The organism is Arthrobacter sp. sptzw32 (assembly GCF_059089735.1).
Genome location: NZ_JBNHEZ010000001.1, coordinates 434,183 through 459,009, shown reverse-complemented (window position 1 = coordinate 459,009; position 24,827 = coordinate 434,183). Strand labels below are relative to the sequence as shown.

General features: G+C 60.8%; 16 protein-coding genes. 5 read left to right on the top strand and 11 right to left on the bottom strand.

Annotated elements, in window-relative coordinates; translation table 11 throughout:
- The first annotated feature begins 123 nt into the window (after positions 1 to 123).
- Together AC5RVN_RS02115 and AC5RVN_RS02110 are read left to right on the top strand one after the other, a co-directional pair.
- Complete coding sequence (locus AC5RVN_RS02115) at positions 124 to 1,344, top strand: lipopolysaccharide biosynthesis protein (protein WP_494136938.1); 1,221 nt, start codon at positions 124 to 126, stop codon at positions 1,342 to 1,344.
- A gap of 131 nt (positions 1,345 to 1,475) precedes the next feature.
- A complete protein-coding gene (locus tag AC5RVN_RS02110) occupies positions 1,476 to 2,768 on the top strand; it encodes a hypothetical protein (protein ID WP_494136937.1) in 1,293 nt (430 codons plus the stop codon).
- A gap of 160 nt (positions 2,769 to 2,928) precedes the next feature.
- Here AC5RVN_RS02110 and AC5RVN_RS02105 read toward each other — a convergent pair whose 3' ends face one another.
- The 5 genes from AC5RVN_RS02105 to glf form a co-directional block, all read right to left on the bottom strand.
- Positions 2,929 to 4,950: a DUF6541 family protein gene (locus tag AC5RVN_RS02105; RefSeq protein WP_494136936.1), complete on the bottom strand. Its 2,022-nt coding sequence runs from the start codon at positions 4,948 to 4,950 to the stop codon at positions 2,929 to 2,931.
- 108 nt (positions 4,951 to 5,058) lie between these two features.
- On the bottom strand, positions 5,059 to 5,784 hold the full coding sequence (locus tag AC5RVN_RS02100; protein ID WP_494136935.1) for an ABC transporter ATP-binding protein: 726 nt from the start codon (positions 5,782 to 5,784) through the stop codon (positions 5,059 to 5,061).
- Positions 5,784 to 6,665: an ABC transporter permease gene (locus AC5RVN_RS02095; RefSeq protein ID WP_494136934.1), complete on the bottom strand. Its 882-nt coding sequence runs from the start codon at positions 6,663 to 6,665 to the stop codon at positions 5,784 to 5,786. The genes AC5RVN_RS02100 and AC5RVN_RS02095 overlap by 1 nt, the downstream gene beginning before the upstream one ends.
- On the bottom strand, positions 6,662 to 8,683 hold the full coding sequence (locus tag AC5RVN_RS02090) for a glycosyltransferase (protein ID WP_494136933.1): 2,022 nt from the start codon (positions 8,681 to 8,683) through the stop codon (positions 6,662 to 6,664). The genes AC5RVN_RS02095 and AC5RVN_RS02090 overlap by 4 nt, the downstream gene beginning before the upstream one ends.
- On the bottom strand, positions 8,680 to 9,867 hold the full coding sequence (glf, locus tag AC5RVN_RS02085; protein WP_494136932.1) for a UDP-galactopyranose mutase: 1,188 nt from the start codon (positions 9,865 to 9,867) through the stop codon (positions 8,680 to 8,682). Before glf ends, AC5RVN_RS02090 begins: the two co-directional genes overlap by 4 nt.
- Positions 9,868 to 10,088: 221 nt before the next feature.
- On the opposite strand from glf, the gene AC5RVN_RS02080 reads away from it, so the two are divergent.
- Positions 10,089 to 14,228 (top strand): FtsK/SpoIIIE domain-containing protein, encoded by a 4,140-nt coding sequence (locus tag AC5RVN_RS02080; RefSeq protein WP_494136931.1) that lies wholly within the window; start codon positions 10,089 to 10,091, stop codon positions 14,226 to 14,228.
- A gap of 120 nt (positions 14,229 to 14,348) precedes the next feature.
- Here the strand turns inward: AC5RVN_RS02080 and AC5RVN_RS02075 are convergent, their stop codons facing one another.
- Positions 14,349 to 14,720, bottom strand: coding sequence for a hypothetical protein (locus AC5RVN_RS02075; RefSeq protein WP_494137091.1), 372 nt, complete (start codon positions 14,718 to 14,720; stop codon positions 14,349 to 14,351).
- A gap of 363 nt (positions 14,721 to 15,083) precedes the next feature.
- On the opposite strand from AC5RVN_RS02075, the gene AC5RVN_RS02070 reads away from it, so the two are divergent.
- A complete protein-coding gene (locus AC5RVN_RS02070; protein WP_015937605.1) occupies positions 15,084 to 15,332 on the top strand; it encodes a WhiB family transcriptional regulator in 249 nt (82 codons plus the stop codon).
- A gap of 90 nt (positions 15,333 to 15,422) precedes the next feature.
- Here AC5RVN_RS02070 and AC5RVN_RS02065 read toward each other — a convergent pair whose 3' ends face one another.
- The 4 genes from AC5RVN_RS02065 to AC5RVN_RS02050 are packed head-to-tail and all read right to left on the bottom strand — an operon-like array spanning position 15,423 to position 23,780.
- Complete coding sequence (locus AC5RVN_RS02065; protein ID WP_494041762.1) at positions 15,423 to 16,892, bottom strand: sensor histidine kinase; 1,470 nt, start codon at positions 16,890 to 16,892, stop codon at positions 15,423 to 15,425.
- 28 nt (positions 16,893 to 16,920) lie between these two features.
- On the bottom strand, positions 16,921 to 21,774 hold the full coding sequence (locus AC5RVN_RS02060; RefSeq protein ID WP_494136930.1) for an NAD-glutamate dehydrogenase: 4,854 nt from the start codon (positions 21,772 to 21,774) through the stop codon (positions 16,921 to 16,923).
- Between the two features lie 57 nt (positions 21,775 to 21,831).
- Positions 21,832 to 23,139 (bottom strand): CpaE/TadZ family protein, encoded by a 1,308-nt coding sequence (locus tag AC5RVN_RS02055; RefSeq protein ID WP_494136929.1) that lies wholly within the window; start codon positions 23,137 to 23,139, stop codon positions 21,832 to 21,834.
- Positions 23,136 to 23,780: a hypothetical protein gene (locus AC5RVN_RS02050; RefSeq protein ID WP_494136928.1), complete on the bottom strand. Its 645-nt coding sequence runs from the start codon at positions 23,778 to 23,780 to the stop codon at positions 23,136 to 23,138. The genes AC5RVN_RS02055 and AC5RVN_RS02050 overlap by 4 nt, the downstream gene beginning before the upstream one ends.
- A gap of 155 nt (positions 23,781 to 23,935) precedes the next feature.
- Between AC5RVN_RS02050 and AC5RVN_RS02045 the strand changes: the two genes are divergently transcribed.
- Positions 23,936 to 24,151 (top strand): helix-turn-helix domain-containing protein, encoded by a 216-nt coding sequence (locus AC5RVN_RS02045; RefSeq protein WP_045729765.1) that lies wholly within the window; start codon positions 23,936 to 23,938, stop codon positions 24,149 to 24,151.
- On the opposite strand, the gene AC5RVN_RS02040 is transcribed toward AC5RVN_RS02045, so the two are convergent.
- Entirely contained in the window at positions 24,124 to 24,771 is a 648-nt protein-coding gene (locus AC5RVN_RS02040) for a hypothetical protein (protein WP_494136927.1), read from the bottom strand. The two genes, AC5RVN_RS02045 and AC5RVN_RS02040, sit on opposite strands and share 28 nt — an antisense overlap.
- Between the last annotated feature and the right edge of the window lie 56 nt (positions 24,772 to 24,827).

Here is a 24,827-nt window from a genome sequence, read left to right as displayed (position 1 = left end):
GAGGTACCCACACAGCTTAGTCGAACGGGCCGCGCATCCGGCGCGTCCGGGGTTCGGGCTGCTCTAAGCTGGAGACTTTGGTATTGCCCCTGCGCCACGGTACGAAAGGATGGATTGCCGCCTATGAAAGCAATCATGTCCGCGCTCCTGAGGCTGGGGACCTTCGCCCTGACTGTGGGGGCAGGCACGATAGTTGGGCTGCTGGCTATCCCGGTCATAACCAGCGTTGTCGGGGCGGACGCCTGGGGTGTACAAGTCCTCGTGCAGTCACAAGCGACCTTGTTCGGTGTCCTGGTCGCCTTCGGCTGGGGAACAGTTGGTCCAGGTCTTGTAGCTTCGACGGCTAAGGCCTTGCGGCCTCAGCTTTTCCTGGATTCCCTCGTGACCCGGGCCTACCTGCTTCTTATCGCTGCCCCGCTCATGATTCTCTTAATGACCGCGCTCAGGCCCCGGGAAGCAGTGTTCGTTTCGGTCGCATCAGTGGCCTACCTCTTGCCGTTTCTGGGCGCCTCCTGGTACTTCGTGGGGGAAGGGCGACCGCTCCGGCTGTTCCTCTATGATGCGCTCCCCCAGCTGCTTGGGACCCTGACGGGCCTAGGCGTACTTGTCACGACGGGAAACTTCACGCTGATGGTCGTTACTCAACTGGTCTTCAATCTTGTTGCCGTCTGCATCAGCACCGCCGTCATCCTTCGCCAAAACCTTTACGCCAAGGCCAATTTCGCCCTTAGCAACTCGCTGAAGCAGATGTCCATGCAACGTCATGGGGTTATCACGGCCGCAACAGGAAGTTTTTATGTCAATCTCCCAATATTGGTTGTGAACACCTTCATACCGGCGCAGTTGGGCACCTATGCAATCGCGGACCGCCTGTTCCGGTTTGCCGTGACGGCCTTCTCACCTGTGCTGCAGTTTGTCCAAGGCTGGATACCGGAGGGAGGCAGTGAGTCCTTTAATCACCGCATTAGGAGGGCCTTTCAACTGGCACCCCTGCTTGGGCTCCTAGGGGGAGTCGGTCTCGTATGGCTGGGTCCGGTGGCTGCCCAGGTTCTTGTTCGGGAACCCACCGATTTTGGTTACGATCTAAGCCTTCCCGTCGGTGTCAGCTTTGCTGCAGTAGCAGTTTCACAGGTCATTGGCCTAGCGTGCCTCGTAGCAATCGGCAGGGCTCGCGACCTGGCCACCTCGACCGTTGTAGGCGCTGTCCTGGGCACTCCCCTAATAGTGGCCGGAGCGCTATTTTTTGGCGTCTCCGGAGTCATCTGGGGCATGGCAGTTTCTGAAGTTGCCGTTGCCCTAGTCCAGGTCCACGTCCTGCGACGCCATCTTTCGGTTCACCGATAGCTCGGAGAACCAACGGCTGGCAGCACAGCAAATCGCCGTCGGCAGGAGGCCGCAAGTGGCGAGTTTTTGCCCAGTCGAATAAGTTGTTAGGTGATCGCCCCGAATTGGGGCGCGATACCGCTGGGGAACCTTTGAAGTCTGCCATTAAGACCGCGTCCATCTACCTACTCGCCTTTGTCTCCTTAGCCTTGATAGCCCTGTGGAGGATCCCCGGGCGGAGCCGGGGAGTTATGTGGGCCGAGGACGGGAACATTTTCATTGCGGGCGCTCTGGACCATGCTGGCTTGACATCCTTCTTCCGTCCTTATGCTGGTTACCTTCATGTCTTGCCACGGGTTGCCGCTGCGATTATTGTTCGATTGTTCGAACCTGAGAGCTATGCAATTGCAATGACAATACTCGCCTGCATGATGCTCGCAGGTGTCGCTCTCGTCACCTATTACTGCTCAAGTGCGCTGACTGATCTCGTCTGGGTCCGGGCTGCATGGGCCGGTATACCAGTGCTAACCAACGTGGGCGCCATAGAGACCCTTGGCAACTTTGCAAACCTTCACTGGTACCTGCTGTGGTTAACCCCCTGGCTCCTGCTACGCCAAGCGAAGTCTCCATTCTCTGGGATTCTTATGTTCGTTGCGGCGGCGGCAGTTTCCTTGACAGAAATAATCTCGATCATCTTCCTTCCCCTTTTGCTCGTCAAGTTCAAAACGAGAGGGTACTGGTACGCGCGGGCGGGCCTGATGATTGGGCTCACAGGTCAGATGTACACCACACTGGCCTATCCCCGCCCCGGCGGGACGGACTACGAACTACATCCACTTTCGGCAGTCATGGGCTGGGCTCTCAACACGGCGGGACCGATGGTCTACGGTGATTCCGGCAGCGTCGTGCAACTCGTCCTGACTTTTGGGGCAGCGCCCCTGCTGTTGGCCGTACTAGCCGTGGCTGGCCTCATCGTCACGGCCGTTGCCATCGGTAATCGCAAAGAGCGGATGATAATCGCTCTCTTCACTTACGCTTCCATCGTTGTTTACTTTGCCTGTGTAATTGCCAATCGATCGATATTTTTCGACTATGCGGTCTTTAGCAGCAAAGAATGGGTCGAACTCTTCAGCTTCACCCGGTATTCCGTCGTTCCAACGATGTTTATCCTGGCTATAATTCCCACGCTCGGGATGTCACTAAGCCGGCGGAAGCAGGGCTCACAGAAAGTTATCCTGGCGGGTTTTGCGTTCTTTGCCGTAGCCATGTACTTCGTCCCCGGTACGAACCGGGACGGGGGCCCCGTATGGGCGGAGCAGGTGAGCACAGCGCGTCTGGAGTGCAGCTCAGGGCATGAGATGACTGCTGTCATTAAGGTTGCACCGCACTTCTACGATGGGGATGTGCATCTATCATGCGGGCTATTGCAGGGATCCCGTCCCTGACAGGCCACCGCGGCCCTGAACCGCAAGCGGGACGTTAGGGAAAGCGCCACATGAACTACAGGTCCATTCAAGCCCGGTGGTAGAGGGCTCTCACAACTCCTCTTCAGGAGGTGACGGCAAGAGCACAGTCCAACTCGGCGGGTTCCCGCCGGAGTTCGGGCTATTGTGCCCCGCAGAGGTGCAGTTTGTAAAGCTTCGCTTCGCCTTCCGAATCCTCAAGTGTTGCCATACCAGAGGCGATAAGGCTGTCCAGTCCCTTGTAACCGCTGTCCCGGCCATGCACTTCGCGATGGCCAAAGTCCAGAATGTAACTGATGTTTAGCTTCCGAACCGCTGGGCAGACAGCAGGATCACCCTTTGACGGGGTAGGTCCATTCAGAAGAGCAGCAGTCCCCTCTGGAACAGCACTAAGGATGTGCAGCTGAATGAGTTTTCTGTCGGCAAGGGCATAGGCCAGGGAACTGCCGTTCCAAGGATTTCCTACCATGACTGCTTCAGCTGGCACTTCTTCGGGTAGGCGGTCAATCAGTAGCAATTCATCGCTGGAAATTAGGGCCGAGTCAGAGGACAGCCGATAGGAGCCGGCCATGGCCTCCTGGGCTTGGCGCACGTTTCCCCGCTGAGTGGCAAAGGCCAGGCCCAACACAATTACCAGACCAGCAGCCCCGACGTAAAAGGCCGGGCGTAAACGGCCGGGGTACCCAAGCCTTGTGCCTGACCTCTCTAAACGCGTCCGCTGCAAGACCTCCAGGCCACGGGTGGCCCCCTGGAGCAGGAGTTCCCAGACAAAAAACGCACCACGGCTGGCAAGTGGTATTGTCACCAGCGGCAGCAGTGCAGCAAGCCTCGGAGGATCGTTGTACCAAATACCTGTCCAGTAGGCTCGGAATTCATCTGCTGGGAAGGAACTCACCACGACGAAGAGGAACGCCGCCACTGTATAAGTACCCAACAACCACAGCTGCTGGCCAGACCTGATGATAACGAAGATCCCAATGAGCGTTAAAGCCATGACGACCCACGCCACCGGACGTCCAATAGCCGAGCTGGTGATTACTTCACCGATGGCTTGGCCAGTACTCTCCACGGGTGGCCAGAACGCTGCCTCCGCCGGCGGGCGGACGACGTCCCAGAGGATGCGCACAACGACGACGGCGACCACAGCAACAGCAAGCCAGGTCGCTGAAGCTATCAACCGAGTCCGTCCGCGCGCGCTTGACAGCGTCCGCACCAAAAGGCGGACGTAGACAAAGGTTGCAGGCGGCGACATGAGCGCAATCCAGGCCATGGCAGCACTGGGATGGGCAAGGGCAAGACCGGGGAGAACGGCCAGCAGGACCAGCAGTCCGATGAATCTGGAATGGATAGGCACTGCCGACAACCCGAAGACTTCCAGCGATGCGGCTATAACCAGCGGCAGGAGCGCAACAGCAAGAAAGTTTGGGTAAAGAACCCCGAAGTCCAGTAGGGAAATAGGGAAAGCACCAAAGGCTGCCGAAAGCACACCGGCTGAAAGGACTACCGCCGGACGGCTTCCCCAGATGGTCTGCGCGAGCCAGATACAGCCGAGAGGCCAAACGACGGCAGCTACAACTATGTTGACAACGTTTACTGAGACTGGGATTGCGCCGCCGCCGAGAGTAACGACCAGCGAAACCAAATCATGCCATGCAGCTGGGTACGATGCAGCCCCTGTCATTGAGTTGAGAGTAAGGGACGATCCCGAGCCGGTGTCGAGGATGTAACGAATGGCGTTCAGGTGAAACACATTGTCGAAAGTCTGGGAAAAGGCCTCCGGTTGGCCAATGGCATCCAGCAGCCTGCGGGAAATCAACACGGCAGCCAGCGCTACCGCCACCAACGAGGCTGCCAGGATACTGCTCAAGGAGCTGTCAAGCACATCAAATTCAGCCCTTGGAGCCTTCCTTGCGATGACAAGGGAGGCTACAAAGGCTAACCCGCCAACAATTGCGGTCACAGCCAGAACAGGCAACAGCGACCACGAAACTCCTGCGAACGGTGCCGCGATGGCGGCGATGGCTACTATCGACACACTGATGCCCGGAGCTACAGCAAACAAGCGTAATCCTCTGAGCTTGGCTGCGGTGGCAACGGCGAGGCCCGGAATGAAGAACAGTGCCACTGCGAGCAGGAATTGTGGGACCGCGTCAAACCAGGACAAAAATCCTCCGAATCGTAAGTGGCACCATGGCCATGGCGGCATCATGTGCCACAAGTTGTCAATTTAGGGATCACAGGCACACGCAGACCAGCTGCCGGCTGCTTATAGTCAGGCTCGCAAAATCGAAACGGCCTCGTGAATGGGTCCGTCGAACTTGACGTTACCGTGCTCCAAAAGAATCCCGCGACCACAAATGCGGGAGACCAAATCCAGGTCATGACTCACGACCACAAGCGTCTTTCCGTCGCGCGCCAGCTCTTGAATCTTATCGATGCATTTCCGCTGGAACGGCTCGTCGCCCACTGCGAGAATCTCATCGATCAGGAACACCTCCGGATCTGTATGAACAGCCACGGAGAACGCAAGGCGGAGGTACATCCCGGAGGAATAGAACTTGACCTCGGTATCGATGAACTGCCCAATTTCCGAGAACTCAACAATGTCATCGAACCTGTCTTTGACTTGCTGCTCCGTCATGCCCAGAATCGCCCCATTCAGGTAAACATTATCCCGGCCCGAAAGATCCGGATGAAAACCTGCACCCACCTCGATAAGGCCGGCTACTCTTCCCCTCGTCTTCACAGTTCCAGTGTCGGGCAGCATGACGCCGGAAATGTGCTTGAGCAGAGTTGACTTACCCGAACCGTTAAGTCCCAAGAGCGCCACCGTTTCACCCGCCTTGACCTCAAGGGAAACGCCCTTCAGTGCGTGAAACTTTTCAGACAGATCGCCTTTGCGGCCCTTAGCCAGCCACACCATAGCCTCCTTCAGGGACCTGGTATGACGCAGAACAAACTGTTTATTGATATTTGAAACTTCTATCGCCGTGACCACTAAAGCTCCTGCGCAAAACGGCCCTCAAGGCGCCGAAACGTAAATTGACCCACGATGATAATCACGACGGCTACTATCAATCCGACAGGCAGCCATAGACTGAAGAGATTGGGCGGCATAGAAGCCGAACCGTCCGTGGTGGGGAACCAAAACGCGTAATGGAACAGCTCTACGCCGATAGTGATCGGATTCGCTTGGTAGATGGCAAACGCTGTACTACCGAGCTTCTCCTCCACCATGGACCACGCGTACATTACAGGGGAAGCCCAGGTCGCGACCATTAGCAGCATGTCGACGAGGTTCTCAGAGTCGCGGAAGTAGACATTGGCGGCCCCGAACAGGAGGCCCAGTCCTGTTGCGAGCAGGCCCACGATGATAAAGCCGGCCACCGCTGAGAGCAATTGAAGGACGCTCGGTTGCCAACCCGCGAAAATGCATGCGACGACGAGAACAACCAGTTGCGGGAAAAAGTGGACAGCGGATACCCACACCGAGGCTATAGGAAACAGCTCACGGGGAAGGTATATCTTTTTGATCAGGTTTCCATTCAGGACAATGGACCGGGCCGCATTCCCTAGTGCTTCTGAAAAGAAGTTAATCAGAACGATTCCGGAAAAAAGATAGACGGCATAGTTGGCCAGCCCATCCGGGTTCCGGGCACTTCGTTCCAGCCCAAGAAAAACACCCAAGGCAATATAAAAAACGATGAACTGCACGCCGGGTTTGACGTAGGACCATAGGAGGCCTAAAACAGAGCCCCGGTAACGTACTTTGAGTTCTTTCCGCACCAAGAGCTTCAGCAGAAAGTTCGACTGCCGAATGTCCCGTAGGCCACGGCCTAACCCTGGGGTTGTCAGATCAGCGGCTGTGACTGCGCTCACCGGATCTCGTTCTGCGTGTGTTTCTCGAAGGTCTTCCTCCATGACTCAATCGACGTCAGGTCGTCCACAGCGGCTTTGTACTTCTTGCTGAGCGCCGGCCAGTCTTTGATCAGGACAGAGTGAAGGCGGGCGCTTTCGGCGAGCATCTTTCTCAACTGTTTGGGGTCACGCCGGTACCAGGACGCCCCTGTTCCTTCAGCGTTTGAAACAACGGCGCTGTCATACTGGGCCATCCGCCACCACCGGTTGTCCTGGTGGGCAACGGTCGTCTGCGGCCGCTCGGCAGTGGTTCCATGGACGGGGCTCAGCAACTGACGGACAACAGTCTTGGCTGCCCAAGGCAGCAGCGTGAGCCGTGTCGGCTGGGACGGCCCGTGGCCGCGACGCGGGGGCTTATCCATCTTCGGTGCAGGGAAGTCGTCTGGATCAGGACGAAAAACTGCATCGGAATGCTTCGCCATCATCTCCCGAATTTGGGGCAGCTTGGTAGACAACAAGTCTGGCAGGGCTGCTGGGCCTTTCAGCACATCTTCCAAGGCCCACTGCCTGCCTTGTGCGGTGGCGTACTGCATGGACACCAAGTGCTTCACCGCACCGTACTGTGAAGACTTCACGACCTCGCCCCCGAATTCGTAGGGGCTGTGCAACAACGCGGTCACGAGTCGATTCCGGGAATGGAAGTAGGCCTGCCACCCCACCAGGTCGTCCTTGTCGATCCATGAAACATGCCACACAGCAGAACCGGGCAACGAAACCGTGGGATAGCCGTTGACCTTTGCCCGCAAGCCGTATTCAGCGTCGTCCCACTTGATGAAAAGGGGCAGCGAGAGTCCAATTTCGCGGATGACCTTAGTAGGAATCAGGCACATCCACCAGCCGTTGTAATCAACATCGCAGCGCCGGTGAAGCCACGGCGTCTGCCGCAGATTGGACGACATAAAATCATGACCCAGAATCATGTCATCACTGGGCAGGGACGGCTGGAAGCGGTAGGGATTGACCACTTCTCCGAAGGTGTGCAGGACAGTCCGATTGTACAAATCGAACATATGCCCGCCCACAAGTGTGGGGGTCTTGCATCGGTCCGCAAAGGTCAGCAGACGGATGATGCTTTCCGGCTCAACGACGATGTCGTCGTCCATAAGCAGCACATAGTCACTGCCGTTTTCGACAGCTTCGAACATACCTCGCGCAAACCCGCCAGAACCGCCGAGGTTGGACTGGTTGATAATGCGAAGCTTTCCGTTCAGCGTTTTCTTGACGTCGTTGAATCCGTCCGCCTCCGAAAGCTTTTGAGTGCCTTGGTCCACGATGAGGATTTCCTGCACGTGCGCGAGGGCCTCCTCACTTTCTGCGAGAAGCCGGAGGTTGTTGAGGCAAAAGTCTGTCTTGTTAAGGGTGGTGATTTGGAGGGTTACCGACCCTGGGGCGCTCTTGCCAGCAGGACCCTGCCATTCGGCGTCGAGCATGACCAGGGGTTCCGAACCGGCCACCAGGTCAAACCAATACCATCCACCGTCACCGAAAGGGGCCAGCGACAGTTCGAAGAAGTTTTCCGCTATGCCTTCGACGCGGCGTGTGTCGACGCGCTGCAAGGATCCACGGGCGTTCGATTTGTAAACGATGACCGAGCCCGCGCCTTGGGTCCGCACGTGCAGACGGACTTTATCCACGGTGGTCCAGCGGCGCCAATAGCTGGCGGGAAATGCATTGAAGTAGGTACCGAAGGACACCCGCTCGCCGGACCGGACAGAGGTTGAATGCCGTGAAAGGAAGTCCTCCACGTGTGCTTCTTTTGTCGGGCTGCTGATGGTGCGAGCCTTGGAGGCGTTTGCGTCCCTGTCACCAATAGTTGGCAGCTGGATACCGGTGGCCGTCCCCATATCCATGTAGAGAGGTACCGTGTCCATCTGGCTTACGCTGGGCAGGATTACCCGCTGAAGAGTGGCCCATTCTCCGGACGGCGTCTCGGTCACCGCTGCAGTGGCCTTCTTCTGGCTTTCGGTTGACACGCTCATGCGTCCACGCCTCCACTTTCCAGCTTTGCGCCGCTTTCAAAATGCGGCCGGATCTTGTTGTCGAACATGCTGAGCGCGGACCCAATGGCCATGTGCATGTCCAGGTATTTGTAGGTACCCAGGCGTCCGCCGAACAGGACGTCCTTCTCTGCTGCCGCCAGGTCGCGGTACTTGAGCAACCGGTCGCGGTCGGCGGAGGTGTTGATCGGGTAATAGGGCTCGTCGCCCTTCTCCGCGAAGCGTGAGAATTCGCGCATGATGACGGTCTTCTCCGTCTGGTAGTCCCGCTCCGGGTGGAAGTGGCGGGGTTCGATAACGCGCGTGTACGCCACGTCGTCGTCGTTATAGTTCACTACTGATGTGCCCTGGAAGTCCCCCACTTCGAGAACTTCCTCCTCGAAGTCGATGGTGCGCCATGAGAGGTCGCCTTCGGCGTAGTCAAAGTAACGGTCAACCGGACCCGTGTAGATTACCGGGATGTTGCCCACGACCTTGTTCTTGCTGTACTCGTGCGACTCGTCGAAGAAGTCGGTGTTCAGCCGGACCTCGATGTTCGGGTGCTCGGCCATCTTTTCGATCCACGCGGTGTAACCGTTTGTGGGCAAACCCTCGTACTTGTCATTGAAGTACCGGTTGTCGTAGTTGTAGCGAACAGGCAACCGCGAGATGATGCCCGCCGGCAGGTCCTTTGGATCCGTCTGCCACTGCTTGCCGGTGTAGTGCTTGATGAATGCCTCATACAGCGGCCGCCCGATCAGCTGAATGCCCTTGTCATTGAGGTTCTGCGGATCGGTGCCCGCAAGCTCACCGGCTTGCTCCTGAATGAGGTCCCTGGCCTGGCCAGGAGTCAAGTTGGCACGGAAGAACTGGTTTATGGTGGCCAGGTTGATAGGCAGGGAGTAAACCTCGCCCTTGTGCACGCCATAGACCTTGTGAACGTAGTTCGTGAAGGTGGTGAACCGGTTGACGTACTCCCACACGCGCTCATTCGAGGTGTGGAACAGGTGGGCACCGTAGCGGTGCACCTCGATACCCGTTTGCTCTTCTTTTTCGCTGTAGGCATTGCCGCCGATGTGGTGGCGGCGGTCGATAACGACAACCTTCAAGCCGAGCTCAGTAGCGGCCTGCTCTGCGATTGTCAGGCCAAAAAAGCCGGACCCTACGATGACAAGGTCAGCGGTCACAAAATCTCCTGGTTTGAATGCGGGCAGCGCAATGGTGCGCATTGTCTGCTGCTCTAGCCTACCCGAGGCACTATGGCGCCCGTCGAATCAAGCGCGGCCAAGGCGGTTTGTGGTGATCCTCATCAAGGGGCGCCGAACGTTGTCCACATACGGACACTGACCCGGGCAACGCGTCGCAGCGCTCACTAGCGTGGGCGAAAAGGCCGTAAGGATTCGTACCCATGGAATTTCATTTCACGCTGGTCCGCAGCCCAAGTGCGGGGCTGCAGGAACTACCCCGGGAGCTGACCATAGATGCACCTGAGGGGACCGCCGGTGAACATGTACATGCCCAGCTGATTCAGCACTTCGGAACAGGGCCGGTCACTATCAACGGCGAAGACATCCGCTTGATGACCGTGGGCTTGGCCCCATTGGTTAACGGCGCCGTCCTTGTCGATGGGCCTACCCAGCGGAATGCCCGCAAAGTTCAACGGCGGGCGACGGCCGGGGACGCGCACCTCGCACTGGCGGTCCACACCGGAGTGGGAGCGGGCACCGTTGTCCCGCTGCGGCGGGGTTCCTACTCAATTGGGCGAAGCGGCACCCGCATCGTGATCCCCGACCCCGAACTGTCGCGGGAGCACGCCCGCCTCGACGTTACAGACACAGCCATCATGATCATCGACCTGGACAGCGCCAACGGCATCCGCATCGACGGCGAACGGGTCCGCGTCGCCGTCATTTCCACAGGCTCAATTATCACCTGCGGCAACACAAGCATGTCGCTGGTCTTTATGGACATAACGGATAAAGAACTAGCCGACGCCGGCGCCTCCACCCGTCAGCCCTTCACCGTCCCCGGCCGAATGGATACAGCCAACAGGGCGGCCCTCCTACTGGCTGCTATTCTTCCCCTGCTGGTTGGGATAGGACTTGCCGTGCTCACCGGTATGTGGATGTTCCTGGCCTTTGCTGCCGCCTCCGCGGTGTCTGTCCTCGTGCCCGTCGCCTCACATCGCAGGCAACACCGGGACCTGACAAAAGCAGTCATGGCCGCTATGGCAGAAGACCAAAAACGACGACGGCGGGCCGGCCCATCACTGGCGGTCCTCGTGCTGGTCGTCAGTCAGAGACAGGGCCGCAACCCTATTTGCTCCAGCGAGGAAAGAGTCTGGCTGCGGCTTGGGGAGGCTCCGCAACCCGCCAACGTGAAAGTCGAGCCTTCCATCTCCTCCATCCACCTTCCGCCCCTGGCCGCTGTTCCGGTATCGCTGGACCCGGCATCCATCAAAACCACGTTCCGCGGACCACGGGCAGAGACGGACGGCCTCGTCCGTTCGCTCGTCATGCAGCTTGCGGGCTATCCCAGGGGCCAGGGCACACGAATCATCATCTTTGGGGAAGCAGACCGACTTCCTCTGGGTGCCAGGTATTTAGCTGCTGTCACTCTCACCGCTTCTGTACCGGACGTATTCCGTGTCCTGGATGAGGGCTTCGGGCGGAACTACCGGCACGGCGTACTCCTGCTGCTGGATCCTGCCGCTGCAGCGGGCGACGACGGCGCAGTCTGCGAAAGTGCTGCGGCGCTCGGTTGGCAGGTCCTTGAGTTCCTCGCGGCCGGGGAAGGTGCGGGTGCAGATGTGGAACTATCCGAGCAGAAATCACTGCTGCGGCTCGCCGCCGGCAACATAACCTTTGTCCCTGACTTGGCACCAGAGAGTGTCTTCCTCAGCTTCTGCCGGCACCTGGCATCCCATCCGGAACCACGGGAAAGCGAGGAGTCTGCTGTCCCCGAGGTGTGCTCACTCCAGGACGTGCTGCCGCTCTCGCCCCATGAAACTGCCGCCCGCTGGAATGCCAGCGCCCGGGAACGACGTCTTCACTTTCCTCTAGGTCTGGGTACCACCGGACCACGCACTCTGGACCTTCAGACAGACGGCCCCCATCTGCTGGTCGCCGGTACCACCGGTTCCGGCAAGTCGGAACTCCTCCGCAGCCTCACCCTGGCTTTGGCCCTCAGCCACCCACCGGAGCGGGTTAATTTCCTGTTCATCGACTTCAAGGGCGGGTCCGGGCTCGGGCCCCTAGCGGAACTGGTGCATTGCGTCGGGCTCCTGACGGACCTGTCCGCCTACGAGCTCGAACGCACCCTTACTTCCCTCCGTGCGGAAATCCGCCTGCGGGAGGAAGCGCTGGCTACCGCGGGGGTGTCGGACTTAGCGGCATACGAGTCCACCCCTGCGGCACATGACTTCCCACTTCCCCATCTGGTCATTGTCATCGATGAGTTCCGCATGCTAGTGGACGATGCCCCGGAAGTACTTCGGGAACTGATGCGGATAGCGGCCATTGGCCGCTCGCTGGGAATCCACTTGGTCATGGCCACCCAGCGCCCGCAAGGAGCACTGACAGCGGACATTCGGGCCAATGTGACTTCAAGCATCGCGCTTCGGGTTCAGTCGGAGATGGAGTCGTTGGACATCATCAATTCCAAGGTTGCGGCGGCCATCAGCATTGATGCCCCTGGGCGCGCCTTCCTGGCGCGCGGCACGGAAGCTCCCCAGGAATTTCAGGCCGCTTCCGCGGGACCAACCCGGTGCACGTTCGGCACGAGCGCCGCCGTCATCGTGCAGCCCGCCATCGATTGTCTTGCCTTCGACAAGACGGGTGGCTCTGAAAGTGTCCCCGCTGCCGAATCACCCGCGCAGGCTGCAGCACCACTCGTGGCTATGATGCAGGACCTCTGGTGTGATCGGATGGGCCGGAGGCCGAGGCGGCCAGTCGCCCGTCCCCTCCCACCGGATCTGAGGGGACCCCACGAGGCGATATCAGCAACTCCGGCAGGCAGTCGCACGAGCGTGGCAGGATCGATGACCCTCGGCCTGCTGGACCTGCCGGAACAGCAAAGAGTGGCGCCACTGACGTGGAATCCTGCTGAGGACAGTCACTTGGCCCTCATCGGCGCCCCATCCTCCGGGGGCACAGATGCCTTGGAACTGGCAGTGATGCAAGTGCTTTCGCACCCCTTTGAAACGCACGGCTACATCCTGGATGCAGGGGGCACCCTTCATCGCACAGCCAATCATGCCCGTATCGGGGCATATGTGGGCCTGCACGACCCGCGGCGGGCCGTCCGCGTGTTGGAACGCTTGAAAAAGGAAATGTCACGCCGGCTAAGCAAATCCGGTGAACAAGACAAAGTGCCTTTGCTCCTCGTCATCTCTGGCTGGGGTTCGTGGCTTTCAACATTCCGTGCCGGGCCTTTGTCCTGGGCCGAAGACCTTGTCCAGGACCTGACCCGTGACGGCGCAGGTGCAACGATCATTGTGCTTGTTTCGGGCGACCGCGAACTTGTCAGCTCAAGGGCGTTCCCGGCACTTCCCAACCGGCTTTACTTCCCCACCGGTTCAAATCCGGACAGCCGGATAGCGTGGCCCCGAATGCCCTCTACGGCCGAGGTTAGAGGCCGCGCCGTAGCATTTGGTCCCATCGCGCGTGGCGGTCCGGCCACTTGCCAGCTGTACAGCGCCGCCCCTAACCAGTCCTGGGAGTCCGGACCAGCAGCGAGCATGAATAATAACAACATAACCAGCATGGACAATGCGGACGACGTGGACAGCCATGCAAGCGCGAGTAGTGCGGGAAACTCGAGCTGCCCAGCAAGTACGCGCCCGTTCAAAGTTGAACAATTGCCGGCCTTGGTGGTGGCCACAGAAATACGATCCAGCACGGAGCCACTCGGGATGGAACAAGCCCTGACCCGTGGGCGACAATTAAGACCCGCGCGGGGCAGCACCACTCCGCGCGAGGTCCTCGTGGGTGTGGGCGGTGATGAACTAGTCCCCATGTCCTTCAGGCTGCCGGCGGCAGGAGTATTCACCGTCCTGGGAGGATCTGGATCGGGAAAAACCAATGTCCTTCGCGCGCTGCCGCTGATGAACCCCGGCGGCGGCCCTTGGCTCTTCCCGGAAGACGGGACGGACCCGGTTGACTTCTGGCAGCGGGAACTGGCCGTCGCAGCGGCAGGCGAAACACCAAAGGGAACCGTCGCGTTGGCCGATGATGCCGATCTTCTCCCCGCCGAGGCCATCCGGGTTTTATCGGAAATGCACGCCTTGGGTTACCCCGTGGTCCTCACCGCGTCCTACAGCTCCTTGCTCATCCAACGTGTGCCGCTGGTCATAAACTCCCGCTCGGCCGGGACGGGACTCCTGCTAGCACCACGTTCACTACAGGATGGTGATCTTTTTGGAATCAGGTTCGACGTAGATGCCGACGCACCGCCCGGCAGGGGCGTTCTCGTCGCCCAGGGCCACGCCCGCAATATCCAAGTCGGCTGGGCTGGACCCATCTCCAAGCATGATCCGCGGGAACGCTAGTAAAGGGCCCCGAGAACCAGTAGCCAGAGTCATGGCAGGAAGCTCGCAAAAAAGACAGGCTGAAGGATGCCGGCCAGGACATGCAGACAGGCCCGCACACAGGTGCTGCCGGACAAGCGGTCAGAGGGCCGGGGTTGTGCTTCCGGTCCGGGAGGCAAAACTGATGACCTTGTTATGGAACAGCAGCACGATGGCGCTGACGGCCGGGACCAGGATGGCCAGCCCAGCCAACGGCAGACCGCCAGTCAGAGTGGGAAAACCGATGGTCAAAGCAAACAATTGTGCCACCAGCGCGGCCGCCCTGGTCCAGCGGTATCCCCGGTAAAGGAACACAGCTACCGCGAACAACCAAGCAGAGAAGGCCAGCAGCAGCACAAGGGTAAAGACTGCGCCCCAAAATGAAAGGACCGGACTGCCGGCCGCCAACTGGTAGCCGTACCAGGCCGCGGCTGCCAGCAGGGCTGTCGCCTCCGCCGCCACAACCAGCGCCACCACGAGGACAGCCGGGGGCCGGCCCCCGTGGGTGCTACGCGTATGCGGTCCAGGCGGAGCCTCCTCAGGACCTTTGCCTGCGCTGCCTGAGCCGCTCGGAGGGTCGGTGGGGTACTCGGGAGGTCTTGACACATTGGCACCCTACCGGACATAGTCGGACAGTGGTGAGGGCCGCTGCCGCTACTGTGATGCATCGCTCAGCGTTCCCGGGATTTCAAGCCTTATTACCTCTTGTTTACACAGCGTTAACATGACAGGCTTGATGCAGATGACCAACGGGGCCCTGTCGGGCCCCTTTCCTTTGTAGCTACTAGTGAATAATTTCACAAAGAGCTTTTCCCAGAATTGGAGCAACTGATCAGCATGGATTGGCGTAACCGCGCAGCGTGCCTTGAAAAGGACCCGGAACTGTTCTTCCCCGTTGGAAACACAGGCCCGGCGCTCCTGCAGATTGAGGAAGCGAAAAGCGTGTGCCGCCGCTGCCCGGTGGTGGACACCTGCCTGCAGTGGGCCCTCGAGTCTGGCCAGGATGCCGGTGTCTGGGGCGGCATGAGCGAAGACGAGCGCCGCGCACTCAAGCGCCGGGCAGCCCGCGCCCGCCGGGCCTCCTGACTCCATTAGGCACACCGACCAACAAGCTTTCAAGAAAAGGCCCCGGCAGCAACCGCAAGGTTGCCGCCGGGGCCTTTTGCTGTCCCCCGACTATTTGGCTTCGAGGCTTAGACGGATCTGAACGGCAGTGCCGCCGCCTTCGCGCGGCTGCCACTGGATGGTGCCGCCGAGCTCACTGGTCACCAGGGTACGAACGATCTGCAGGCCAAGCCCCTCAACGTGAGGCGTCTCGGGAAGCCCCACGCCGTCGTCGGCGATAGTGACAGTCAGCTCTTCCCCGCCTTCTTCCCCTTCGGAGCGGTCAGCCAACAGCCAGACTGTTCCCGTACGCCCCTCAAGGCCATGCTCCACGGCATTGGTAACCAGCTCATTGATGACCAGGGCCAAGGGTGTGGCGAAGTCACTGGGCAGTTCGCCGAACATGCCGGAGCGCTCGGTCCGGACCTGTTGCGACGGCGAGGCGACCTCTGCTGAGAGCCGGAACTGCCGCCCGATCAGCTCGTCAAAGTCCACACTTTGCGTCAGACCTTGGGACAGCGTCTCGTGGACCAGCGCGATGGTGGCCACGCGGCGCATCGCCTGCTCCAGGCCCTGCTTCGCCTCGTCGCTCACCATGCGGCGGGACTGCATCCGCAGCAGCGCCGCAACAGTCTGCAGGTTGTTCTTAACGCGGTGGTGGATCTCGCGGATGGTCGCATCTTTGGTCACCAGCTCCATTTCCCGCCGTCGCAGTTCGGAAACATCCCGGCAGAGAACCAGGGCGCCGAAGCGCTGCTGCTCATCCCGCAGCGGGATCGCGCGCAGGGACAGGCTCACCCCGCGCGATTCAATCTCGCTGCGCCACGGCATCCGGCCGGTCACCACCAGGGGCAACGTCTCGTCAACCATGCGCCGGTCCTTCAGCAGGCTTGCCGTGACCTCCGCCAGCGACCGCCCCTCCAGCGATTCCCCGTCACCGAGGCGCCGGAAAGCGGAGACACCGTTGGGGCTGGCGTACTGCACGATGCCCTCGGCGTCGAGCCGGATCAGCCCGTCGCCTACACGCGGGGCACCGCGGCGGGAACCCGTGGGAGACGCGAAGTCCGGCCACAGGCCCAGGGTGCCCATCCTGAGAAGGTCGTACGCGCATTGCCGGTACGTCAGCTCCAGCCGGGACGGCATACGCGAGCTCGAGAGATCCATGTGCGTGGTGACTACGGCCAGCGTGCGGCCGTTCCGCACCATGGGAACGGCCTCCACCCGCAGCGCCATGTCGCTGTTCCAGTTGGTTTCACTGGAACGCTCAATAGAGCGGCTGTTCCATGCCTTGTCCACCAGCGGTTGGAGATCGGAGCGGATGGGATCCCCCACGAAGTCACCGTGGAACACCGTGTGGGTGGTGGATGGCCGGACATGCGCCAGTGCCACATAGCCGTGGTCAGGGTGGGGGAACCAGAGCGCGAGGTCCGCGAACGCCAGGTCCGCAACCATCTGCCAGTCCCCCACCAGGAGGTGCAGCCATTCGGCATCGCCCGGCCCGAAATCAGCATGTTCCCTGATGGGGTCCGTAAAGATTGCCACTGCACCTCCATTTGCGACGCCGGACTCGCTAGCGTCGAACGATTGACCTCAAGAGCCTCAATGCTACCGACAGTGAGGCCATGTCGTCGGCTTCAAGCGCATTGACCTCATCGAACATGCTCTTGGCCCGGCCCAACTGCTCCGCGTTCAGGGCCTCCCAATCCTTCAGGCGCGCCTCCGGCGAGAGCGCTGCGCTGGTGGCGTCCAGCACCGCGGTCGTCATGTCCGAAATAGTCGAGTACAGGTCATCCCGCAGGGCTGCCCTGGCCAACGCCTGCCACCTGTCCTGCCGCGGCAAGCTGCTGATGCGCTCCAACAGCGAATCTGCGTGGAACCGGTTGAAGGCGGTGTAGTAGACGGCAGCTATTTCCTCCACGGGATCCTTGCGGACGCGGGCAATCTTTGCGATGTCCAGCAGGACAAAGCTCTCGAAAAGCTCAGCCCAGCGGAGAGCGAGCCCTTCGGGCAGCTCCCAATCGCGCGCATTTTCCAGCCAGCCGGCAACCCGGTCCCGGTCATCGCCGCGCAGGTAGTCCAGCAGGCGGGCGCACATGGGATCCACGAGGGGTTTGAATTCACCGACGACCTCGGCAATCGGCCGCGAAACGCTGCCCTGCCCCAGCAGCCACCGGACGGCCCTATCGAGCAGCCGCCGGATGTCCAGGTGGACGGTACTCCAGTGCTCGGTGGGGAACGATGCCGGCAGGTTGTTCAGCTCCTCGACCATTACGTCGAGCTCGTACACCTCCCGCAGGGCAACAAACGCTTTGGCCACAGCCACTTCCGAGGCCGAAGTTTCCTCCATGGTCCTGAAAGCGAAAGTAATGCCGCCCATGTTGATCATGTCGTTGGCCACGACTGTGGCGATGATCTCGCGCCGCAGTGGGTGGGTGTCCAGCTCCGCGTCAAACCGGTCGCGCAGCTGCTCGGGGAAGTAGGCCCGCAGCGTTTTCCTGAACCACGGGTCATCAGCCAAATCACTGTCCCGCAGTGCGGACGCCAGCTCAATCTTGGCGTAGGCGGCCAGCACGGACAGCTCCGGCGACGTCAGTCCCTGTCCCTGCTGCAACCGTTCCCGCAGGGTTGCCGTGGTGGGAAGCGCCTCCAGCTCACGGTTCAGGTCAGCCTTTTTCTCCAGCCAGTCCATCAGCCGCTCATAGCTGGGACTCCACTCTGCCACCTTGGTCCGGTCGTTCAGCAGCAGGATGTTCTGGTCGATGTTGTCCTCCAGCACCAGCCGGCCCACCTCATCGGTCATGGAGGCAAGGAAACCTGCACGCTCTTCTGCCGACAGATTCCCCGCAGCAACCATCCGGTTCACGAAGATCTTGATGTTGACCTCATGGTCCGAGCAGTCAACACCGGCGGAGTTGTCGATGGCGTCGGTGTTGAGAATGACCCCCTGCAGAGCTGCCTCAATGCGGCCGCGTTGGGTCATCCCCAGGTTTCCACCCTCGCCCACCACCTTCACGCGCAGGTCCTTGCCGTCAACACGGATGGCATCATTGGCTTTGTCCCCTACGGAAGCGTTGGTCTCCGTGCTCGCCTTGACGTAGGTGCCGATTCCGCCGTTGTACAGCAGGTCGGCAGGAGCCAGCAGGATTGCACGCAGGAGTTCCGGCGGGCTGAGCTCGGTGGTTTCAGCGGGAAGGCCCAGGGCGGCCCGCACTTGGGCTGAAACAGGAATTGACTTGGCCTGCCTGGCGAAGACGCCGCCGCCTTCGCTGATGAGGGACTTGTTGTAGTCGTCCCATGAGGACCTCGGCAATTCGAACAGCCGCTGCCGCTCCACGAAGGAGGTTTCTTCGTCCGGGTTGGGGTCGAGGAAGATGTGGCGGTGGTCGAAGGCGGCGACAAGCCGGATGTGGCGTGAGAGGAGCATGCCATTGCCGAACACGTCGCCGGACATGTCGCCCACCCCGACCACCGTGAAGGGCTGGGTCTGGGTGTCCAGGTCGAGCTCGCTGAAGTGGCGCTTCACGGATTCCCAGGCGCCGCGCGCGGTGATGCCCATCGCCTTATGGTCGTATCCAACCGACCCGCCGGAGGCAAACGCGTCGCCGAGCCAGAACCCGTATTCCTGCGCCAGGCCGTTGGCGATGTCGGAAAAGGTCGCGGTTCCCTTGTCTGCCGCCACCACGAGATAGGAATCGTCGTCGTCGTGCCTTACAACGTCCGACGGCGGCACCAGCCTTTCGCCGTCTCCCCCAGTGACGAGGTTGTCAGTGAGATCGAGGAGACCGCGGATGAAGGTTTTGTAGCTTTCAATGCCTTCGGCCATCCAGGCGGAGCGGTCGAGGGTAGGGTCGGGAAGCTGCTTGGCGAAGAAGCCGCCCTTGGCTCCGGTGGGGACGATGACGGCGTTCTTGACCGTTTGTGCCTTGACCAGGCCCAGCACCTCGGTGCGGAAATCCTCGCGGCGGTCGGACCAGCGCAGCCCGCCCCGGGCTACCTTGCCGAAGCGGAGGTGAACGCCCTCGACGCGTGGTGCATAGACCCAGATTTCGAACATGGGGCGGGGGAAGGGCAGCCCTTCAATTGTTGCGGGGTTGAGCTTGAAGCTCAGGTGTGGCTTGTACTGGTAGAAGTTGGTCCGAAGCGTGGACTCGATGAGGTTCACGAAGGTTCGCAGCACCCTGTCGGCGTCAAGAGTCGCAACTTTTTCGATGGCCGCTGCCAGACCCTCGCGGACGGACGCCTGCGCCTCCAGCCGTTCTTCCTCGTTCAGGGAAGGATCAAAGCGGGCAGCGAAAAGCGCGCTCAGCCCCTTCGTCACATCGGGATTGGCCAGCAAGGTGTCGGCCATGAAACCGAAGGAGTTGGCGTTGCCCATCTGCCGCATGTAGCGGGCGTAGGCACGCAGCACCGTGATCTGGCGCCACTGCAGGCCCTCCCGCAGGACGAGCCGGTCGAAGGCGTCCGATTCAGCGGCGCCGGTGACTGCGGCTGAGAACGAATCAGCCAGCAATTGGCCGGTGGAAACAGGATCAACTCCGGCCGGATACTTGAGGCCCAGGTCGTAGAGGAAGAAATCCCTGCGGTCCGCGGTCTCGATTTCGAACGGCCGCTCGTCAAGGACCTCCAGGCCAAGGTTGTGGAAGAAGGGCAGGATCTGGCTCAGGCTTTTGGGCTCCAGCATGTAGAGCTTGACGCGGGCGTCCTCCTCGAGTGTCGCCCCCGCTCCTTCAGGGAGGTAGACATGGACGCCGGGACGTTCCTGCTTGGTGCCGGCAGTCCGTTCCGCCGTCGCGCCGTATCTTTCGAAGCGGGCGATGTCCTCCAGGGCGTCCTCAACTTCGTAGTCAACGCGATAACTTGCGGGGAAGGCCTCCGACCAGATGGCGGCTAGCTCCTTTGCCTCTGCAACGTCCCGCCCTTCCCGCAGGACTTCCGCGATGCCTTCACTCCAGGAACGGGCGGCACGCACCAGCCGCTTCTCCAGTTCCTCGGTGTTGACGTTGCTGAAATCCGCCCCCTTGGGCAGGCGGATACGGAAGAACAGCCGGGCGAGTGCCGACTCTGTCATGCGCGCTTCATAGTCGATTGACACGGCCTGGAACGTCTCGCGTAGTTCCTGCTCAATGCGGAGTCGGACGTTGGTGGTGTACCTGTCCCTGGGAAGGTAGACGACGGCGGACATAAACCGCCCGTAGATGTCCGGGCGCAAAAAGAGCCGGGTCCGCCTCCGCTCCTGGAGTTTTTGGATGCCGAGGGCTGTGGCTGCGAGGTCCGGGACCTCGATCTGGAAGAGCTCATCCCTGGGGTAGGTTTCCAGGATTCCCAGGAGGTCCTTCCCCGAGTGGGAATCCGGAGGGAAACCTGCGCTGCCCAGGACCGCATCGACCTTTTCCCGGATAATCGGGATATTCCGGACGGAACCGGTGTAGGCGCTGGTGGCAAAGAGTCCGATGAAGCGACGCTCTCCGTTGACATTGCCGGCGGCGTCAAAACTCTTGACCCCAATGTAGTCCAGGTACGCAGAGCGGTGGACGGTGGAACGGGAATTGGCCTTGGTGATCACGAGCGCGCGCTTTTCGCGCGCCTTTTTCCTGCCCGTGTCCGTGAGGTGCTGGATGTGCGGAGAATCTGCCGCAGCGCGCAGCAGCCCGAGGCCGCTGTCTTCACGCAGCTCGAGGACGTCTTCCCCGTCCACGTTGATGAGGTCATACTCGCGGTACCCCAGGAACGTGAAGTTCCCGTCGTCAAGCCAGTGCAGGAGGTCCTTCGCCTGGCGGAGCTCCGCGATCTGCGCCGGGTTCGCAACCTTGTCGAGGCTTTCCGCGATTTGCAGCGCTTTCTGGCGCATCTGCGGCCAGTCCTCAACGGCTGCACGGACATCGCTCAGTACCCTCTGCAGACCTTCGAGCAGCGCTGCTTTCGCTTCCTCGGAAACGCGGTTGATTTCGACGGCGATCCAGGACTCCATATGCGAGGCGTTTTCACCCTGCGCTATGAGGTGGGACAGATTGGGCATGGCAGCGGTATCACCACTGGAGATGCCCAGATGCGAAGGCACCTTGTTCACCTTTACCAGCGCCGCGGTGTCCCTGTTACGGGTAGCCACGAAAAGAGGGTGCACCACAAGCCTGATGGCTGCATGCTGGCGGACGAGCTCCGCATTGACGGAGTCGACCAGGAACGGCATGTCGTCCGTGACAACGAAGACCACGCTGCTGTCTTCCTCGTCCAGAATCGAAACGAGGGCCTGGCCTGGCTTCCGCACCGACGCCACGTTCCGGTGCGCTTCCGCCCGCGCTGTCAGGGTGTCTGCCGGATAGCTCCGTGCATCCTCATCGGCTAGGTGTTGATAGTAGTCCCCGATGAAGCCTTCCTGGCCTTCAATGGAAAGGGGCTGATCCTCCACGCTGGATCCAGACGACATCGACACACGCCTCCATCACAAGATTTCCGCTGCTTCCTTGCAGCTCTTACCGCGAGCCTAGTCTTTTAGCTTCCGGGCTGCTGTGGAAGAAAATACAGAGCTTTTTGCATTTCGCTGGGCGGGTGCACAAACAAGCTCCGCAATGGCCCGGCGAAGGGGCGACTCCGGTGCAGCCTCCAGCAACAGCGATCCTCGGAGCAGAGCTGCATCGGCAGCGGTGCGGTCTTCAGGAAGGAATGCTTTCAGCTCCGTTGCCGGTCCGAACCTCTGCCATGCTTCCTGCAGTTGCCGTTCAGGGCTCCGGCCTACCGAGGAGGCCCGCACCTTGTTCATCACAACAATGGGGGCAGTCTGTGGAACGGCGGTCACAAGCTCGGCCAACCCCCGCACGAGTCTTGGCACTCCGACAGGATCCGCGGCGCCCACAGCGTAAACAGTGTCGGCCAGTTCGAGGGAGCGCAAAGTGGCGGCGTTGCGGCGTGGGGCCATGGTGTCAAAACTGAGTTCCTCGTCAGCCTCAAGGCAGAATCCGGTATCCACCACAACCACCTCGGCAAGCTGTTTCGCCCGTTCCAGGACGAGAGCCAGTGCCGAGGCCCTGAGCTCCGTCCACCGGTCTGCACGGGTGATCCCGGTGAGGACGCGGAAAGTACCCTGTTTAGTGGTGACTGGCGTTGCTACTTTTCTTAGTGCTTCCGCATTCAGGAGCCCCTGGTCTGCGAGCCTGCATGCCTGGGCCAGGCCGGCGGACTCATCCATCAGGCCCAGCACAGCCGCGATGCTCGCACCGTAGCTGTCGGCGTCCACGAGGATGACTGTCTTTCCCTCGGCGGTGAGTTCGCCTGCGATATTCGCCGCTACGATAGTCCTCCCGGGTGCCCCCGCAGGGCCCCAGACAGCGATGATCCGTCCCGGGCCGGGCTCGTCGGGGCTGCTTTCCGGTTCCGCCGGAACGGGCTGGAGGGCAGCCCCGGTATCGGCGGCATTACTCCAGTACGTGCCCAGTTGCCCGCCGCCCGTCAGCTGGGCCACGGCCTCGGTAATCCTGTCGGATAGCATGGCTGATTCCACGCCTGTCAGGGCCGAGGCAACTCCTATCCCCCGGAGTCTCGCAGCCTCTTCCGGGGAATCGGTCAGGGCGACAATAGCGACACCGACCGCTCCCAGCCGATCGACGAGGGACGCGGTCAAGCCTTCGGAACCCTCGGCAACCACGGCGGCCCGTGCCAGTCCGCTCTGGCATGCCGCCAGCAGCTCGGCCAGTTCTGCACATCTCCGAACCACGGTAACCGGACCGTGCAAGCGTTCGAGGCCGCCAACCAGGTCCTCACGGCTCTGTCCGACGGTGACGACGGGAATACTCATCGGGTGCCGCCCCCGGGGTTCCACACGACAGAGATTTTCGCTTCGTTTGCCTGTGCGCCCAGCAGGGCGGGCATCTGGCTGTCCTCCACCAACACCATCAACACCGTGGTGCGGGAGGATCCAAGGGCTGTTGAACCTTCCGTCACCTCGGCTATTTCAGCTCCCGGCAGCAGAAGCTTCGGTTCGCTGAAGCCGTTTCGGGCATCCGGCTGGGCTACCCAGACATCAACCCTGGCACCTGCAACCGCCTGCGCCGGCAAGGTCTCCTCGATGGTTAAGGCAACCGGCTTGCGGTCCAATTCATCTACTGCGCCAAGGCTTGCCCGGGGAACGAGCTGGTCCTTGCCAATCCTTTGCACCGCCACCATATTCTCCGGCAGGCCCGACTCGGCCGTGACGTACTGCGCCTCGGTCTCCCCGAGCCTCACCTTGGCACGGACCACGTTTTCCGAGGTCAGCTTTTCGCCCACGGCGATGCCATCACGGGCAGCATAAACCTCCGCGGTCCGGTCCGCGCTCCCCACCAGGACAACGACGCCAGCCACGGATGCCAGCACGAGGAGAACACCTACCAGTAAGCGGGGGTCCTTCCATGAAGGCCGTTTCAACCTTGCCGCAGTGGCAGCTGATTCAGGAACCATTACCGTTTCTCCCCCTATGCGCACCGCGACTGTTGTGTGTGTCCGGACTCCCTCATTGTTACGGCAGGGACGCAGGAACGAAAGTCATCAGGCCAAACAAGGCCAAATTGTGGATAACACCAGCAAAACGCTCGGTTGTGGGGCAAAATGGGTGTATGCCCAGGTTTCTTACACTCGCGGATGTTGCCGAGCAGCTGCAGATTAATTCTCCGGCTGCATATGCCCTAGTCCGAAGCGGTGAGCTCAAGGCTATTCAGGTCGGCGGCCGCGGGCAGTGGCGGGTCGAGGAAAAGATGCTTGAGCAGTACATCGAGGAGCGGTACGCCGAAGCAAGCCGGATGATTCAGGAATCAAAGTCCAAGTCGGTCTGACTCTCACGGGCTTGTTCCTCCGGTCTCCCTTGGTGCTCGGCCCGCCGGCGGTCAGATCCCGTCCGCCCGCCGCGACCTGATGGCAGCCAATGCGGCGAAGGGGATAGTGGCAATCTGGCCAACGTGGTGGCTGCGGCGCGCCTCGCCCGGGGCGAGGACAGCGAGGTCAAGTAGTCCCGTCCCACCCGGTCTATGACTCCTGCCAGCCGAACTATGCCGCCGGCATTCCCGGTCAGAACTGAAAGTTCCGCCCGGTCCCGGGCCATGACGCGAAGGGCGCTCGCCAGCCCAATTCCACGGCGCACGGAGGACGCTTCAGCCAGCGACACCCGGCCGAGTCCCATATAGCGCACTGCTGCCGCGTAGGGAATGAGCAACTGATGCTGTTCCTCGTCGAGCACCAGGGCGTCTCCACCGGCGTGGGTGAGCACCCCGGAAAAAGACTCACCGCCGGCAACGTGGACAGTCAGCCGGCAGCCCAGACCTGCCCGCAACCGGTCGACCAGTTCCAGGCCAACCATTTCCGCCCGGATCCGCTCGTTGACTTCGGCGTCCAGGGCCAGCCGGTCCGTCTCTGCAATTTGGCTCTCGAGATCATCGAAGAGTGAATCCCAGCGCATTCGGCCAGAGTAGGGCCCGCACCATCGGACGTCAATAACGGTTCCTACTTCAGTCC

What these genes read in the sequence shown, in the direction of transcription:
- AC5RVN_RS02115 (WP_494136938.1), top strand. Translation starts at nt 124, where the DNA reads ATGAAAGCAATCATGTCCGCGCTCCTGAGGCTGGGGACCTTCGCCCTG.
- AC5RVN_RS02090 (WP_494136933.1), bottom strand. Translation starts at nt 8,683, where the DNA reads ATGAGCGTGTCAACCGAAAGCCAGAAGAAGGCCACTGCAGCGGTGACC.
- AC5RVN_RS02080 (WP_494136931.1), top strand. Translation starts at nt 10,089, where the DNA reads ATGGAATTTCATTTCACGCTGGTCCGCAGCCCAAGTGCGGGGCTGCAG.
- AC5RVN_RS02070 (WP_015937605.1), top strand. Translation starts at nt 15,084, where the DNA reads ATGGATTGGCGTAACCGCGCAGCGTGCCTTGAAAAGGACCCGGAACTG.
- AC5RVN_RS02060 (WP_494136930.1), bottom strand. Translation starts at nt 21,774, where the DNA reads ATGTCGTCTGGATCCAGCGTGGAGGATCAGCCCCTTTCCATTGAAGGC.
- AC5RVN_RS02055 (WP_494136929.1), bottom strand. Translation starts at nt 23,139, where the DNA reads ATGAGTATTCCCGTCGTCACCGTCGGACAGAGCCGTGAGGACCTGGTT.
- AC5RVN_RS02050 (WP_494136928.1), bottom strand. Translation starts at nt 23,780, where the DNA reads ATGGTTCCTGAATCAGCTGCCACTGCGGCAAGGTTGAAACGGCCTTCA.
- AC5RVN_RS02045 (WP_045729765.1), top strand. Translation starts at nt 23,936, where the DNA reads ATGCCCAGGTTTCTTACACTCGCGGATGTTGCCGAGCAGCTGCAGATT.
- AC5RVN_RS02040 (WP_494136927.1), bottom strand. Translation starts at nt 24,771, where the DNA reads ATGCGCTGGGATTCACTCTTCGATGATCTCGAGAGCCAAATTGCAGAG.